Origin of the sequence: Rhodococcus sp. NPDC059234 (assembly GCF_042754225.1) — a bacterium.
Classification (GTDB): domain Bacteria; phylum Actinomycetota; class Actinomycetes; order Mycobacteriales; family Mycobacteriaceae; genus Rhodococcus_G.
The window spans coordinates 47164-59607 of the sequence record NZ_JBHZAH010000017.1 but is presented as its reverse complement, the minus strand read 5'-3'; the positions used below and the strand labels follow the sequence as shown (position 1 = coordinate 59607).

The following is a 12444-nucleotide window of genomic DNA, read 5'->3' as shown; positions in this document are numbered from 1 at the left end:
GATTCGTTCGATCCGCCGGGCCCCTCGCGCAGTTCGGGCCTACAGGCCGGGACGCTTGCCGATCGTCAGGGTGACCTCGCCGGTGTGCGCGAAGAAGTCGTTGCCCTTGTCGTCGACGACGATGAACGCCGGGAAGTCCTCGACGTCGATCTTCCAGACCGCCTCCATGCCGAGCTCCTCGTACTCGATGACCTCGACGTGCTTGATGCAGTCGAGCGCCAGGCGAGCCGCGGGGCCGCCGATCGAGCCGAGGTAGAAGCCGCCGTGCGTGTCGCAGGCGTCGGTGACCTGCTTGGATCGGTTGCCCTTGGCCAGCATGACCATCGAGCCGCCCGCCGCCTGGAACTGCTCGACGTAGGAGTCCATCCGGCCCGCGGTGGTCGGGCCGAACGAGCCCGACGCCATGCCGTCCGGGGTCTTCGCCGGGCCGGCGTAGTACACCGGGTGGTCCTTGAGGTACTGCGGCATCTCCTCGCCGGCGTCCAGGCGCTCCTTGATCTTGGCGTGCGCGATGTCGCGCGCGACGACCAGCGGGCCGTTCAGCGACAGCCGGGTCTTGACCGGGTGTTTGGACAGCTCGGCGAGGATCTCCGGCATCGGCTTGGTGAGGTCGATCTTCACCGCGGCGCCCTTGCCGGTGCCCGAGACGCCGGACGTCTCGGCGTCGAGCTCGGTGTCGGTGACCTCGGGCAGGAACCGGCCGGGGTTGAACTCGAGCTGCTCGAGGAACACGCCCTCGGGGGTGATCTTCGCCTTCGCCTGGCGGTCCGCCGAGCAGGAGACGGCGATCGCGACGGGCAGCGAGGCGCCGTGCCGGGGGAGTCGGATGACGCGGACGTCGTGGCAGAAGTACTTGCCGCCGAACTGCGCGCCGATGCCGATCTTCTGGGTGAGCTCGAAGACCTGCTTCTCGAGCTCGTGGTCGCGGAAGCCGCGGCCGGTGATCGCGCCCTCGGTGGGCAGCTCGTCGAGGTAGTGCGCCGACGCGTACTTGGCCGTCTTCAGCGCGAACTCGGCGGAGGTGCCGCCGACCACGATCGCGAGGTGGTACGGCGGGCAGGCCGCGGTACCCAGCGAGCGGATCTTGGCCTCGAGGAACTGCATCATCGAGTCCGGGTTCAGGATGGCCTTGGTCTCCTGGTACAGGTACGACTTGTTGGCCGATCCGCCGCCCTTGGCCATGAAGAGAAACTTGTAGGAGTTCTCGTGGCCCTTCGCGGTGTCCGCGTACAGCTCGATCTGCGCGGGCAGGTTGTTGCCGGTGTTCTTCTCCTCCCACATGGTGATGGGAGCGTTCTGGGAGTAGCGCAGGTTCAGCCGGGTGTACGCGTCGTACACGCCGCGGGCGATCGACTCCTCGTCGTCGCCGGGGGTGAGCACCTGCTGGCCGCGCTTGCCCATCACGATCGCGGTTCCGGTGTCCTGGCACATGGGCAGGACGCCCGCCGCGGAGATGTTCGCGTTCTTGAGCAGGTCCAGCGCGACGAACTTGTCGTTGTTCGACGCCTCGGGGTCGTCGAGAATGCTCGCGACCTGCTTCAGGTGGTCGGTGCGCAGGTAGTGCGAGATGTCGTGCAGCGCGGTCTCGGTGAGCAGTCGCAGCGCCTCCGGCTCGACTTGCAGGAAGGTCCGCCCGTCGGGTCCCTCGACGGTGGACACCCCCTCGGTGGTGAGCAGCCGGTACTCGGTGGGGTCCTCACCGATCGGCAGCAGGTCCTCGTAGAGGAAGTCGGCCATCGTTACATCTCCTGAACATGGGCGTGTGGAGTCCAGTTCAGGCTAAACGTGCGCGTCCGCCGCGCCGAAGGCGGGGATCATACGGCCACCGGACCCGATGTGGTGCGGCTCCGGTGCGGGCACACACGGGCAATCGAGTGTGGCGACAGTCACATTGGCCTTCGCGGCGATCCGTACACTGGTCGGGGTGCAACGAACAGGTGGGCAGGTGAAGCGCATATGAGCGTCGAGGCCGGATACGCGGACTCCGTCGGCGAGGTCGAGTATCCCTCGGACGCGCCCCGCCCCCGACATCGGTTCCACGCCTACCTCGACGTCGCCGTCGTGGTCGTGGTGCTCGTCGGAACCAACCTCGTCGCACACTTCACCAACGCCTGGGCGAGCGTCGCCACCGTGCCGATCGCGGCGGTCGTGCTCGTCGCGCTGACCAAGCGCCGCGGGCTCGGCTGGGCCGAACTCGGCCTGTCGCCGCGGCACTGGCGCAAGGGCTCGCTGTACGCGTTCGCCGCGGTCGGCGTCGTGCTCGCGGTGGTCGCGGTCGGGGTCGCACTCCCGATCACCCGGCAGTTCTTCATGGCCGACCGCTACGCCACCGTCTCCGGTGCGCTCATCGCCTCGATGATCGTGATCCCGCTGCAGACGGTGATCCCGGAGGAGCTCGCGTTCCGCGGGGTGCTGCACGGCACCCTGGACCGGGCCTGGGGTGCGCGCGGCGTCTTCGCGGCGGGTTCGCTGCTGTTCGGGCTCTGGCACATCGCCTCGTCGCTCGGCCTCACCACCGGCAACAAGGGCCTGACCGGGATCCTCGGCGGCGGCGTCGCCGGGCAGGTGCTCGGGATCGCCGGTGCGGTCGCGGCGACCACGGCCGCCGGTTTCGTGTTCACCTGGCTGCGTCGTCGCAGCGGCAGTCTGCTCGCACCGATCGCCCTGCACTGGTCGCTCAACGGTGTGGGCGCGCTGGCGGCCGCCCTCGTGTGGCACATGACGTTGAGCTGACGTCGAGATGACCGCCGCCGCGACAGCCGTGACGGTGTTCCACCGCGAGCCGGAGGCGGTGACCTTCGTCGACTGGGCGGACCGGATGGGTGCGGCCGCCGCTCACGCAACCGGATTCGTCGAGGCGCGCGTTGCCGCGGGCGAGGCGCCCGAACTCGACTGGGCGCTCTCGGTCACGTTCGACTCCGAGGCGAACCTGCAGCTGTGGCTGGACGACCCGGACCGCAGGCGCCTGCTGGCCGAGGGGATGGCCGTGGGCTGTCGCCGCGCGAGCGCGGACCTGATCCTCGTCCGGGACCACCTGCCGCCGGGCACCGCGGTCTTCGAACACCCCGTTGCTCCGGGCCGGGAGCGGCAGTTCGTGGGGGCGCAGGCGCGGCTCGCGGCGGTGATCGCCGAGTTCCCCGGATTCGAGGGCTCGGCCGTGCTCGGCCCGCGCGGACCGGGCCGCTGGTTCGCGGTGCTCCGGTTCCGCACCGACCGCCAGCTCGCCGCCTGGTTGGAGTCGGCCGAGCGTGACGAGGCGCTACCGGCATTGAGATCGGAACTGACCGAGGACTTCGCGGTGATCGCGAGCAGCGCGCCGTTCGGTTCGATCCTGCGCGTACAGGACGGCAGGGCCACGGTAACGCCGCGGTGGAAGACCGCGATGCTGGTCCTGCTCGCGCTGTACCCGACGGTGATGACGCTGTCGCGGTTCGTCACGCCCCGATTCGTCGACTGGGGCGCACCGCTGTGGCTGTCGACCTGGCTCGGCCAGGTCGTCAGCGTCGGACTGCTGACCTTCGTCCTGATGCCCGCGGTGACCGCGCGGTTCCGGCGTTGGCTCGATCCGGTGGACGGGGCGGGCACCCGGATCAGCCTCGCCGGCGCCGCGGCCGTCCTGCTGCTCTACGCCGCGACACTGGCCCTGTTCGGGTCGATGCGCTGGCTGCAGTTCTGGGACTACGCGCGCTGACGCCGGCGGGCGGTCAGTGCAGGACTTCCCGGTGCTCGTTGGCGTACGGAATGTGGTCGTCCGTGCGGCCCGACTGCAGCTTGCTCACCCAGTTCGGATCGGCGAGCAGCGCTCGGCCGACGGCGACCAGGTCGAACTCCCCGTTCTCGAACTGCGCGAGCAGACGGTCGACACCGACGGTGCCGGACGCCCCGTCGGGGGTGAACGCCGTGGTGAAGACCTTGTCGAGGCCGACCGAGCCGACCGTGATGGTGGGCAGCCCGGTGAGCTTCTTCGTCCACCCCGCCAGGCCGAGGTCCGCGTCGGCCCCGGTCAGGTCGGCGAACGCGGGCTCCCAGTGCCTGCGGGTGGACGCGTGCAGTACGTCGACGCCGGCGGCAACCAGTGGCGCGAGCACCTGTTCCAGCTCGGCGGGCGAGTCGGCGAGTCGGGCGTCGTAGTGGTTCGACTTCCACTGGGAGTAGCGGTACACGATGGCGAAGTCCTCGCCGACGGCCTCCCTGATGGCGGCGACCACCTCGGCGGGGAAGCGGGTGCGGGCACCGAGCGTGCCGCCGTAGCCGTCGGTACGGACATTCGTGCGTGCCCAGAGGAACTCGTCGAGCAGGTAGCCGTGCGCACCGTGCAGTTCGATGCCGTCGAAGCCGACGTCCTTCGCGTTCACCGCGGCCGCCACCCAGGACTCACGCAGGTCGTCGAGGTCGGCTGTGGTGAAGGCCCGGCCGAGGGGTGTGCCGTCGAGGGCGAGACCGGACGGGCTGACGGTGGGTGCGTCCGGATTCAGCCGCGGGTGGTCACCTCGTTCGACGCCGAGATGCCACAGCTGCGGGATGATCGAGCCGCCCTCGGCGTGCACGGCGTCGACGACCGACTTCCAGCCGCGCAGGCTCTCGTCGCCGTAGAGGCGCGGGACCCGGGTGTGCGGCCCGGCCGCCGGGTCGGGGATGTAGGTGCCCTCGGTGATGACCAGCCCGACCCCGCCCGCCGCGCGTCGGCGGTAGTACTCGGCGACGTCGTCGCCGGGAATCCCGTCCGGGGAGAAGGCCCTGGTCATCGGGGCCATGGCAAATCGATTGTTCAGCTGGAGCGACTTGACGGCGAAAGGCTCGAAAAGTCCGTCTACGGGCAAGGGGGTGCTGGGCTCGGTCATGACCCCTGGTAACTACATGCAGGCGCACCTTATTCCGGCGGGTTACTCGTCCCCGGCCTCACGCGCGAGGCGCTGCTGCCGCGCGATCCGACGCTGCTCCTCCGCGCGTTCGCGACACTGCCGGAGGAAGGCCTCGTCGTCGTCGGGATTCTGTGCGATGTGTCGACCTGGCCGTTCGTACTCCCCGAACGTGGACGGGTGCGGACGCTGGTTCGGCGGGCGAGCCGGCCCGTCCGGACGGCCGAGGACCAGCCAGAGGATCGAGCCGATCGTGGGCACCAGCAGCACGATCAGGATCCAGCCGATCCGGGGGAGATTGCGAACCTCCCAGTCCTGCCTGGTCAGCACGTCGACCAGACAGAAGACCCACAGCAGCAGTGTGATCAGCCCGAATGCCATGTACGGCATGTGGAAGGTTCCTCCCCGATATTGCTGCGCCGCGCGCCGATGCGCGCACCGTTGACCTCCGGCACCGCGCAGCGAGCACCGCGGCGCCGATCGACCCCCGCGGGAAGGCTACGCGGCGGGCGTCGGGGCCGACGGCTAATTCGTGAGCCTTGCTCAGGATGTGGAACGCCGGAGTGGTGGGGAGGGCTCAACCCTCGTCGAGGGCTACCCACTGCCCGAACGGCGGCGGTCCCTCGCCGTGCACCTTGATTCGGTGCTGTCCCTCGTCTCCGTGTTTGACGTGCATCCATTCGTAGCCGTGCAGGACGTGCTGCTCCGCCGCCGACGTGTCGGTGACGACGAGATCGCCGTTTGCCTGCTGCTCGAACGAGAATCGGCTCTCGGGTGCGATGACCCACCACGTTTCTTTGGCCATGACAGCCTCGTCCTCCTCGGGGAGGGAAGGGTGTGGATACCTCCCGAGACTACCGCCGATCGGTTCCGCGGTCTCCCTGCCCGATGACTACTGTTGTGACTGGTGAAACCGGTGTGACTGGCGACACCAGAGTGACTGTGGTGAAATGCACAAAACCGTCAACACTACCGGCGGCCGTGGTTTCGAAACGTCAGGCGCACCGGTAGTCCGGCCATCGAAGATGCGAGGCAACGTGCAGGTTTCCCGTCGAGAACTCTTCAGGTACGCGGCTGTCGGTTCGGCGGCCCTCGGTATCGCCGCGCTCGGGTCGAATTCCCTTGCGCAGGCCGCACCCAACCTCGGCACGCTCGTCGACTACGCGGGCGGCGTGCCCGATGCCCAGGCGATCAAGGCCGCCGGTCACGCGGGCGCGATCCGCTACGTCTCCGACCGCAGGCCCGACGCGAAGTGGATGACCGGCAAGCCGATGCTCGCCGACGAGGCGACCGCTCTCGCCGCGGCGGGGCTGGAGGTGGTCTCGTGCTACCAGTTCGGCAAGGGCAGCACGGCCGACTGGCGCGGAGGTCTCGAGGCCGGCAAGCGGCACGCGCAACGCGGACTCGAACTGCACCGGGCGGCGGGCGGTCCCGACGGCGCTCCGATCTACGCCTCGATCGACGACAACCCGAGCGATGCCGACGTCGAGGCGTTGATCATGCCCTACCTGCAGGGCTGGGAATCGGTTCTCGGCCACGCGAACACCGGCGTGTACGCGAACTCGCCGACCCTCGACGCCCTGGTCGACGAAGGCCTGGGGGCGTACTACTGGCAGCACAACTGGGGTACCCCGAAGGGATACGTGCATCCGTCCGCGCACCTGCACCAGTACGAGATCGACAAGCGTGCCATCGACGGTGTCGGTGTCGACCTCAATGCGATCCTGCGGGCCCAGTACGGCCAGTGGTCACCGAGCTGACGCCCGGACGACGCAGCTCAGTGACCACCCACCTGGTGGAGCTCGGTCAGCAGAGGGGCTTGGCGAGGTCGTAGATGTGCTGCGCCTGTTCCTGAGTCGCGGGCACGCCGTTGTTCCCGGCCCGGGTCTCGAGGCCGGTCACGACCTTGGTCTCGTCCTGGTTGGCGTCGATGTCCGCGCAGGTCTGGTTGAGGATGTCGGCGATTGCCGCATCGTCGCGACCCTCGGCGAGGCTGGGGAAGCCAGCCTTGAAAGCCACGGTGAAGGTGGTCGTCTTGACGTTGTCCACCGCACCCTGGGCCTTGCTCACGGCGCTGCCGGCCGCCGCGCTGGCCGAGGACACCGCTCCGCCGACGGCGCTCGCGGCCGAACTCATTGCGGCGGAAGCCTTGTCCTTGGCCGAGTTCGCGGTGGTGGTCGTGGTGTCGCTGCTGTCCGAACTACAGCCCGCGACGGCGAGTGAAATGGCAGAGGCGGCGATTACTGCTGCTGCGATTTTCATAGTCGCCAAGCGTAGACCTCGGCGGCCGCCGGACCCGGGAATTCGGGCCGTAACGGCGCGGGTCCGGTTGTACGACGTACAGGACACGACAACCGATTCAATCGAGACGGAGAACATCCCATGAACGTGGTCATCGACTTCCTCTACGCCGTGGCGTCGGACATCTACCAGGGCATCTCGGCGGGGTCGACGGCACCGTCCACCCCGCCGCCGACGAAGCCCTGAGCCGGCGGCCGACCGTCAGGCGCCGACCGCCGCGAGCCACTGCCTGGCATCGTCCGGCAGCGCGCCGGCGGCCTCGGCGCTGCGGCACCACCGCTTGGCCATCTTGAGGAACTTCATCGGGTTGTAGACGTCCTCCTCGCAGGACCACAGGCCGTCACCGGCGTAGTGCAGGATGGTCAGATTCGACGCCCCGTGCGCGCTGCCGTCGCCGGGGTCGGGCATCGGGTTGTCGATCTCGCAGATCACCCAGCCCCGCTGCTCGTCGATCGTGTACCAGAGCGCGGGAAATTCCGTCATGTGGCTGCCGGGGAAGCTGTTCATCGTGCGGATCACCCACTTGCGGATCTCCTCGCGTCCGGAGAAGTTGCCGTAGGCGTGCTCGATGTAGGACGCGTCCTCGGTGAACATGTCCGCGAAGAGGTTCCAGTCGCCGGTCCGCTTCGCCTCCGCCACCGTGCGCTGGTAGCCCGCGAACGCCTCCTCGAGCTGCGCCCGAGTCCATCGACCGCCCTCGGTCGCCGTCGCCTTGTTGCCGTGGTCCAGCTCGGTCACGCTGCCTCCGTCGTGGGTCGTCTCGTTACGTCGATCATGTTGTGCCGGTTCAGGTCTGAGTGTGTGCGGTGGGGGAGGTCGCCAGTTCCGGCTCCTCGGCCAGCACGTGCAGAGGTCGTTCGCTGCCACTGTCGCCGTCCGCCCGCCAGGACAGCACCGACCAGCGCGACAGGCCCGACAGCGCCGAGCCGAGGCTGCCGAACGAGCCGGTGGACAGGGCGGAACCGGCCGAGCCGATGGAGCCTATCGAGAGGATCGAGCCCACGCTGCCGATCGAGAGGATCGAGTACGCCGAGCCGATGGACAGGATCGAACCCTCGGAGCGGATCGACAGGATCGAGCGCTTGGCGTGGGTCGACTTCCAGGAGTGCTGCTTTCGGGAACTCTGGGGGGAGGCCATTCCCTGGTGTACCACAGGGGCCGCACATGACAGAAGGGCTCCTCGCGATGCGCGAGGAGCCCTTCCGTCGTGTACGTGGCGTCAGGGGACGAAGACCGTCCCCACCGTCGGGAGGAAGCTGCAGGTGATGGGGGCGGCGCCCTCGGCCTGCGTGGTCAGTCCGCCCGAGATCACCGCGAGCACGCGGCCGTGGCCGGTGTTGGCGATCGCGGAGAGCGTCGCCGGACCGTCCGGGTTGATCCGCGAGGCGGTGGTCAGGGTCGCATTGCCGGACGTCCGGTTGTCGATGTTCACCCAGGACACGGTCAGCGGGTTGGGCTGCTGCGCCGTGGCCGACTTGGTGCCGAGCGCGGTGAACACGAAGCCTGCCTGGCCGGCGGCGGGGCCGGGAGGCGGCAGGTGCGCGGGGCCGGGAACGGCAAGCGCGGTGCCGATCGAATCGGAGCTGGCGCCGATGCAGCCCTTGCCGATGGTCGGGTACAGGAACTGTGCGATCACCGGGCCGTCCTTGGGCGGCAACGCCGGTCCGCCGCCACCGCTGCCGTCGAGGAAGGTGATGACCTTCTGGAGGGTTTCCTTCGTCTGCGGAGGCAGGTTGGAGGACTCGAGCAGTGCCTTCGCCTGCGCGAGCAGGTCCGCCTGCGGGCCGCCGGCGATGTCGATCGGCTGGCCGATGTCGAGCGGGCCTGCCGCGGCACCGAGGATGGCGGGCGCGAGAGACGCGAGGGCCTCGATGTCCAACCCGGCGGGCAGCTGGATCGGGGCGGGTGCCGGTGCGGGCTGCGCGAGCGCGCCCGCCGGTACGGCGATAGCTGCTGTGGCGGCAATCGCCAGCGCGGTGATCGTTCTGCGCGGTCGTCGCGTACGAAGCACGATGTCCCCATCCTTTGTTCTCGAGCGTCGGCTGGTCCTGGCCGGCCACTCAGTGTCGAGGGGCCACTCTATGCAGGCCACCTGGCGTTGTACAGCGATTGAAATGCCCGTCCCATGTGATGGTGATGGTCCAGGTGGTTCGGGGCAGTCTATTCACACGCTGTACGACCGATGCTTGCCCGGTGAGAATAGCCTGTGGCTGGAGTGAAGATTGAGATTGTTGATGCAACTGTTATGGATGTGAATTTGCCGGTTCGGGTCGGCCGGGGCCACTGACGTAGGCTCCGAGGACTCAAGGCTTCGGGTTCGCCCCGTCGGTCCACCTCACACGGGAGAACGCGAACACTGTGTCCGAGACGCCCTCCGCATCCGCGGTCCGAAGCCCCAGCACGAGCGCCCGCGTCGCGCGACTCCTGCGCCTGGCACCGCTGCTCCTGGCCGTCTCGGTGCTCGCCCGGATGGCGTGGAGCCTGCTGAGTCCCAACGGCATGAACCTGGTCGACCTCCACGTGTACGTGGACGGCTCGGCGGCGCTGCTGCGCGGGAACCTCTACGACTACACCTACTCGGAGTTCACCCCGGACTTTCCCCTGCCGTTCACCTATCCGCCGTTCGCGGCGCTGGTCTTCCTGCCGTTGCACTACCTCCCGTTCGGGCTGGTGGGGGTGTGCTGGCAGCTGCTCACCATCGGTGCGCTGTACCTGCTGGTCAAGATGAGCATCGAGCTGTTGCTCGGCACCCGCGGCCTCGAACCGCGCTGGACCTCGATCGCGCTGGTCTGGACCGCCGTGGGTATGTGGACCGAACCGGTCCGGACCACGCTCGACTACGGCCAGGTCAACGTCTTCCTCGCGCTGGGCGCGATGGTCGCGGTGCGCAGCAGTCGCTGGTGGGTCGCCGGCGGACTGGTGGGGTTCGTCGCCGGTATCAAGCTCACGCCCGCCATCACCGGCCTCTACTTCGTGCTCCGGCGGCGGTGGAAGGCGGCGGTGTTCTCGGCGGTCGCGTTCGGACTCACGGTCGGAGTCAGCTACCTCCTGATCGGTTCCGAGGCGCGCCGCTACTTCGAGCACCTGCTCGGTGACGCCTCCCGGATCGGCCCGGTCGGGTCGGTGTGGAACCAGTCGGTGCGGGGAGCGCTGAGCCGGGTGGTCGGGCACGATGTGCAGAGCGGGCCGCTGTGGCTGACCGCGGTCGCGGTACTGGCGGCGCTCGCCTTCTTCGCGTGGCGGTCGCTCGGTCGCGACGACCTGCTCGGCACGCTGCTGGTGGTGCAGATGCTGGGACTGCTGATCTCGCCGATCTCGTGGTCGCATCACTGGGTGTGGTTGATCCCCATGCTGATCTGGCTGGTGCACGGGCCGCTGTCGGGCCTGCTGGGCTCGCGGATCCTCGCGGGCTGCTGGCTGGTGTCGATCCTGGTCGGTGTGCCCTGGGTGCTCAGCTTCTTCCAGGAGACGATCTGGCTGATCTCCCGGCCCGCGCTGCTCGCCTGGCTGGGCGCGGTGAACGTCGTGGGAGCGGTGGCCTTCTACGCGTGGGTGATCTATGCCGGACGGCTCACTCGGCGGCGAGCCGATCGATCTCCCGAGCCAGTGCCACGTCCAGTTCCGTGAGCCCGCCCTTGAAATGGGTGGAACAGGTGAACGTGACGGTTCGCCAACGGATGTCGATGTCCGGGTGGTGATTGCGGGCTTCGGCGGCTGCGGCGACGCGGTCGACGAGGGCGATGGCGGCGGGGAACGTGGGCAGTTCGACGGCCCGGACGATCTCCGATCCCACCCGCTGCCAGTGCGGCAGCCCGGCGAGCGCGGTGTCGACCTCGGCGTCGGTCAGCAACTCGGCCATGACAATGATGGTCCCATGCGGAGGGGTGTGGGCGACAGTGCCGAGCGACGGGAGGTCGCTGCGGCCGCGATCGTGCACGCCGGCCGGTTGCTGCTGGCGCAGCGGGTGTCGCCACCGGAGTTGGCCGGGTTGTGGGAGTTGCCGGGCGGCAAGATCGAGGCGGGGGAGACCCCGTCCGAGGGGCTGCGCCGGGAACTGCGCGAGGAGCTGGGGGTCGAGACGGTCGTGCGCGGCCGAATCGGCGCGGACGTGCCGCTGCCCGGCGCAATGGTGCTTCGGGCGTACGTCGTCGAGCTCGAGTCCGGAACCCCGACGGCGCTCGAGCATGCCGCCGTGCGGTGGGTCGACGCCGAGCAGCTGGCCGCGGCGGATCTGGTGCCGAACGACACGGTGTGGCTGCCGGACCTGACGGATCTTCTCGAATCCCGTACGTGACCGTCTGAGTTTTCGACAGCGGGCGGCACCACGCGCGCGAAGGTCGAACGCCAAATCAACCGGCGTGGCCATGTTGAACGCTGAATTTCTGCCGCGCTGTCACGGGTTGGTTTCCATATCGGGGCCGCGCAGATTCAGATTTGCGCGCAGATTCAGATGTGGAAGTGCCGCGTTCGAATTCCATTCCGCCGGCAAGTGCTGCGCGGCGGTGCGACTGCCGACTACCGGACCGTGCCCGGCGGCCATGTCGACGTGAGCATCAGGCGGCGCGGGCCTTCTTGAGCCCCTTCCTCAGGTCCTTGCCCTTGGCGCCCTCGTTCTCGAGCTTCTTCATCCGCATGATGACGACCGGGCACTTGAGGCAGCGCTTCTTGCTGCGGCAACACTTCTTCTTCGGCTTGAGGCTCGAGACCTTCTTCGCCTTGACCTTGCCCATCGGCGACCGGGCCCTTCTGCTTCGACAACGAGGGAGGCAATCCTCCAGTCGAGGTTAGCGTGTCCTCAGTGGCCGGGGTTCGCTGATGTCGACCCCGACGGGTTCCCGGCCACCCCATGAAGCCGGGCCCCCGTCGCGCCACTGCTCAGCGGCCGTGTACCGGATAGTTCCCGCGGACCGCGTACGACGGATCGACGGCTTCCTCGAGACGGCGCGGCGAGTCCATCGTGGACGAGTCGAAGGCGCGGTCGAGCGACTCGCCGGGACCGAGCATGGTCGGGACCGTCGGACCCGCGGACCACGGTGCGAGCTCGTCGAACAGGCTCGATATCGCCCGAGCCGCGGCGGCGAGCGCTGCATCTGTCCCCGTGCACGGTGCAGGAGCACTTCAAGGTCGTCTGCGGCAAGGCCGGGGTCTCGAACCGCAGGGAGCTCACCGCACGGGTGTTCTTCGACCACTACGCGGCGCGCAAGGATTCCCGGTTGGGGCCGTCGGGTTGGTTTGTCTCGTCGCCGTGACAGTAGCAGTGGTGTAGATCACGATCCGCAGGTCA

Annotated in this window: 17 protein-coding genes; 6 read left to right on the top strand and 11 right to left on the bottom strand. The window is 68.6% G+C overall.

Annotation, left to right across the window (positions count from 1 at the left end):
* Positions 1-39: 39 nt before the first annotated feature.
* Entirely contained in the window at positions 40-1737 is a 1698-nt protein-coding gene (locus ACFXGJ_RS06190; RefSeq protein ID WP_378617462.1) for a fumarate hydratase, read from the bottom strand.
* Between the two features lie 219 nt (positions 1738-1956).
* On the opposite strand from ACFXGJ_RS06190, the gene ACFXGJ_RS06185 reads away from it, so the two are divergent.
* Together ACFXGJ_RS06185 and ACFXGJ_RS06180 are read left to right on the top strand one after the other, a co-directional pair.
* On the top strand, positions 1957-2733 hold the full coding sequence (locus tag ACFXGJ_RS06185) for a CPBP family intramembrane glutamic endopeptidase (RefSeq protein WP_378617461.1): 777 nt from the start codon (positions 1957-1959) through the stop codon (positions 2731-2733).
* 7 nt (positions 2734-2740) lie between these two features.
* Positions 2741-3691: an antibiotic biosynthesis monooxygenase gene (locus ACFXGJ_RS06180; protein WP_378617460.1), complete on the top strand. Its 951-nt coding sequence runs from the start codon at positions 2741-2743 to the stop codon at positions 3689-3691.
* A 13-nt stretch (positions 3692-3704) separates the two neighbouring features.
* Here ACFXGJ_RS06180 and ACFXGJ_RS06175 read toward each other — a convergent pair whose 3' ends face one another.
* The 3 genes from ACFXGJ_RS06175 to ACFXGJ_RS06165 all read right to left on the bottom strand — a co-directional run bounded on the left by ACFXGJ_RS06175 (position 3705) and on the right by ACFXGJ_RS06165 (position 5664).
* Entirely contained in the window at positions 3705-4841 is a 1137-nt protein-coding gene (locus ACFXGJ_RS06175; protein ID WP_378617459.1) for an NADH:flavin oxidoreductase, read from the bottom strand.
* Between the two features lie 42 nt (positions 4842-4883).
* The gene (locus ACFXGJ_RS06170; RefSeq protein ID WP_378617458.1) at positions 4884-5249 is read right to left on the bottom strand and encodes a PLD nuclease N-terminal domain-containing protein; all 366 of its coding nucleotides are present in this window, start codon (positions 5247-5249) and stop codon (positions 4884-4886) included.
* Positions 5250-5436: 187 nt separating this feature from the next.
* A complete protein-coding gene (locus ACFXGJ_RS06165; RefSeq protein ID WP_378617457.1) occupies positions 5437-5664 on the bottom strand; it encodes a maltose regulon activator MalT in 228 nt (75 codons plus the stop codon).
* Positions 5665-5884: 220 nt separating this feature from the next.
* Between ACFXGJ_RS06165 and ACFXGJ_RS06160 the strand changes: the two genes are divergently transcribed.
* Complete coding sequence (locus tag ACFXGJ_RS06160; RefSeq protein WP_378617456.1) at positions 5885-6619, top strand: DUF1906 domain-containing protein; 735 nt, start codon at positions 5885-5887, stop codon at positions 6617-6619.
* Positions 6620-6665: 46 nt separating this feature from the next.
* Here the strand turns inward: ACFXGJ_RS06160 and ACFXGJ_RS06155 are convergent, their stop codons facing one another.
* The 4 genes from ACFXGJ_RS06155 to ACFXGJ_RS06140 form a co-directional block, all read right to left on the bottom strand.
* Positions 6666-7121: a hypothetical protein gene (locus ACFXGJ_RS06155; RefSeq protein ID WP_378617455.1), complete on the bottom strand. Its 456-nt coding sequence runs from the start codon at positions 7119-7121 to the stop codon at positions 6666-6668.
* Positions 7122-7361: 240 nt separating this feature from the next.
* Positions 7362-7889: a nuclear transport factor 2 family protein gene (locus ACFXGJ_RS06150; RefSeq protein WP_378617469.1), complete on the bottom strand. Its 528-nt coding sequence runs from the start codon at positions 7887-7889 to the stop codon at positions 7362-7364.
* A gap of 58 nt (positions 7890-7947) precedes the next feature.
* Positions 7948-8298, bottom strand: a complete 351-nt coding sequence (locus tag ACFXGJ_RS06145) for a hypothetical protein (RefSeq protein WP_378617454.1) — start codon at positions 8296-8298, stop codon at positions 7948-7950.
* A gap of 81 nt (positions 8299-8379) precedes the next feature.
* Positions 8380-9171, bottom strand: a complete 792-nt coding sequence (locus ACFXGJ_RS06140) for a hypothetical protein (protein ID WP_378617453.1) — start codon at positions 9169-9171, stop codon at positions 8380-8382.
* A 347-nt stretch (positions 9172-9518) separates the two neighbouring features.
* Between ACFXGJ_RS06140 and ACFXGJ_RS06135 the strand changes: the two genes are divergently transcribed.
* On the top strand, positions 9519-10787 hold the full coding sequence (locus ACFXGJ_RS06135) for a mannosyltransferase (protein ID WP_378617452.1): 1269 nt from the start codon (positions 9519-9521) through the stop codon (positions 10785-10787).
* On the opposite strand, the gene ACFXGJ_RS06130 is transcribed toward ACFXGJ_RS06135, so the two are convergent.
* Complete coding sequence (locus tag ACFXGJ_RS06130) at positions 10732-11019, bottom strand: 4a-hydroxytetrahydrobiopterin dehydratase (RefSeq protein WP_378617451.1); 288 nt, start codon at positions 11017-11019, stop codon at positions 10732-10734. The two genes, ACFXGJ_RS06135 and ACFXGJ_RS06130, sit on opposite strands and share 56 nt — an antisense overlap.
* A gap of 15 nt (positions 11020-11034) precedes the next feature.
* Between ACFXGJ_RS06130 and ACFXGJ_RS06125 the strand changes: the two genes are divergently transcribed.
* The gene (locus tag ACFXGJ_RS06125; RefSeq protein WP_378617450.1) at positions 11035-11454 is read left to right on the top strand and encodes a (deoxy)nucleoside triphosphate pyrophosphohydrolase; all 420 of its coding nucleotides are present in this window, start codon (positions 11035-11037) and stop codon (positions 11452-11454) included.
* A 259-nt stretch (positions 11455-11713) separates the two neighbouring features.
* Here ACFXGJ_RS06125 and ACFXGJ_RS06120 read toward each other — a convergent pair whose 3' ends face one another.
* Together ACFXGJ_RS06120 and ACFXGJ_RS06115 are read right to left on the bottom strand one after the other, a co-directional pair.
* Positions 11714-11890, bottom strand: a complete 177-nt coding sequence (locus tag ACFXGJ_RS06120; RefSeq protein ID WP_378617449.1) for a hypothetical protein — start codon at positions 11888-11890, stop codon at positions 11714-11716.
* Positions 11891-12035: 145 nt separating this feature from the next.
* Positions 12036-12164: a hypothetical protein gene (locus tag ACFXGJ_RS06115; RefSeq protein ID WP_378617448.1), complete on the bottom strand. Its 129-nt coding sequence runs from the start codon at positions 12162-12164 to the stop codon at positions 12036-12038.
* Between the two features lie 101 nt (positions 12165-12265).
* Here ACFXGJ_RS06115 and ACFXGJ_RS06110 point away from each other — a divergent pair, with 101 nt between their 5' ends.
* Entirely contained in the window at positions 12266-12409 is a 144-nt protein-coding gene (locus ACFXGJ_RS06110) for a hypothetical protein (protein WP_378617447.1), read from the top strand.
* The last annotated feature ends 35 nt before the right edge of the window (positions 12410-12444 follow it).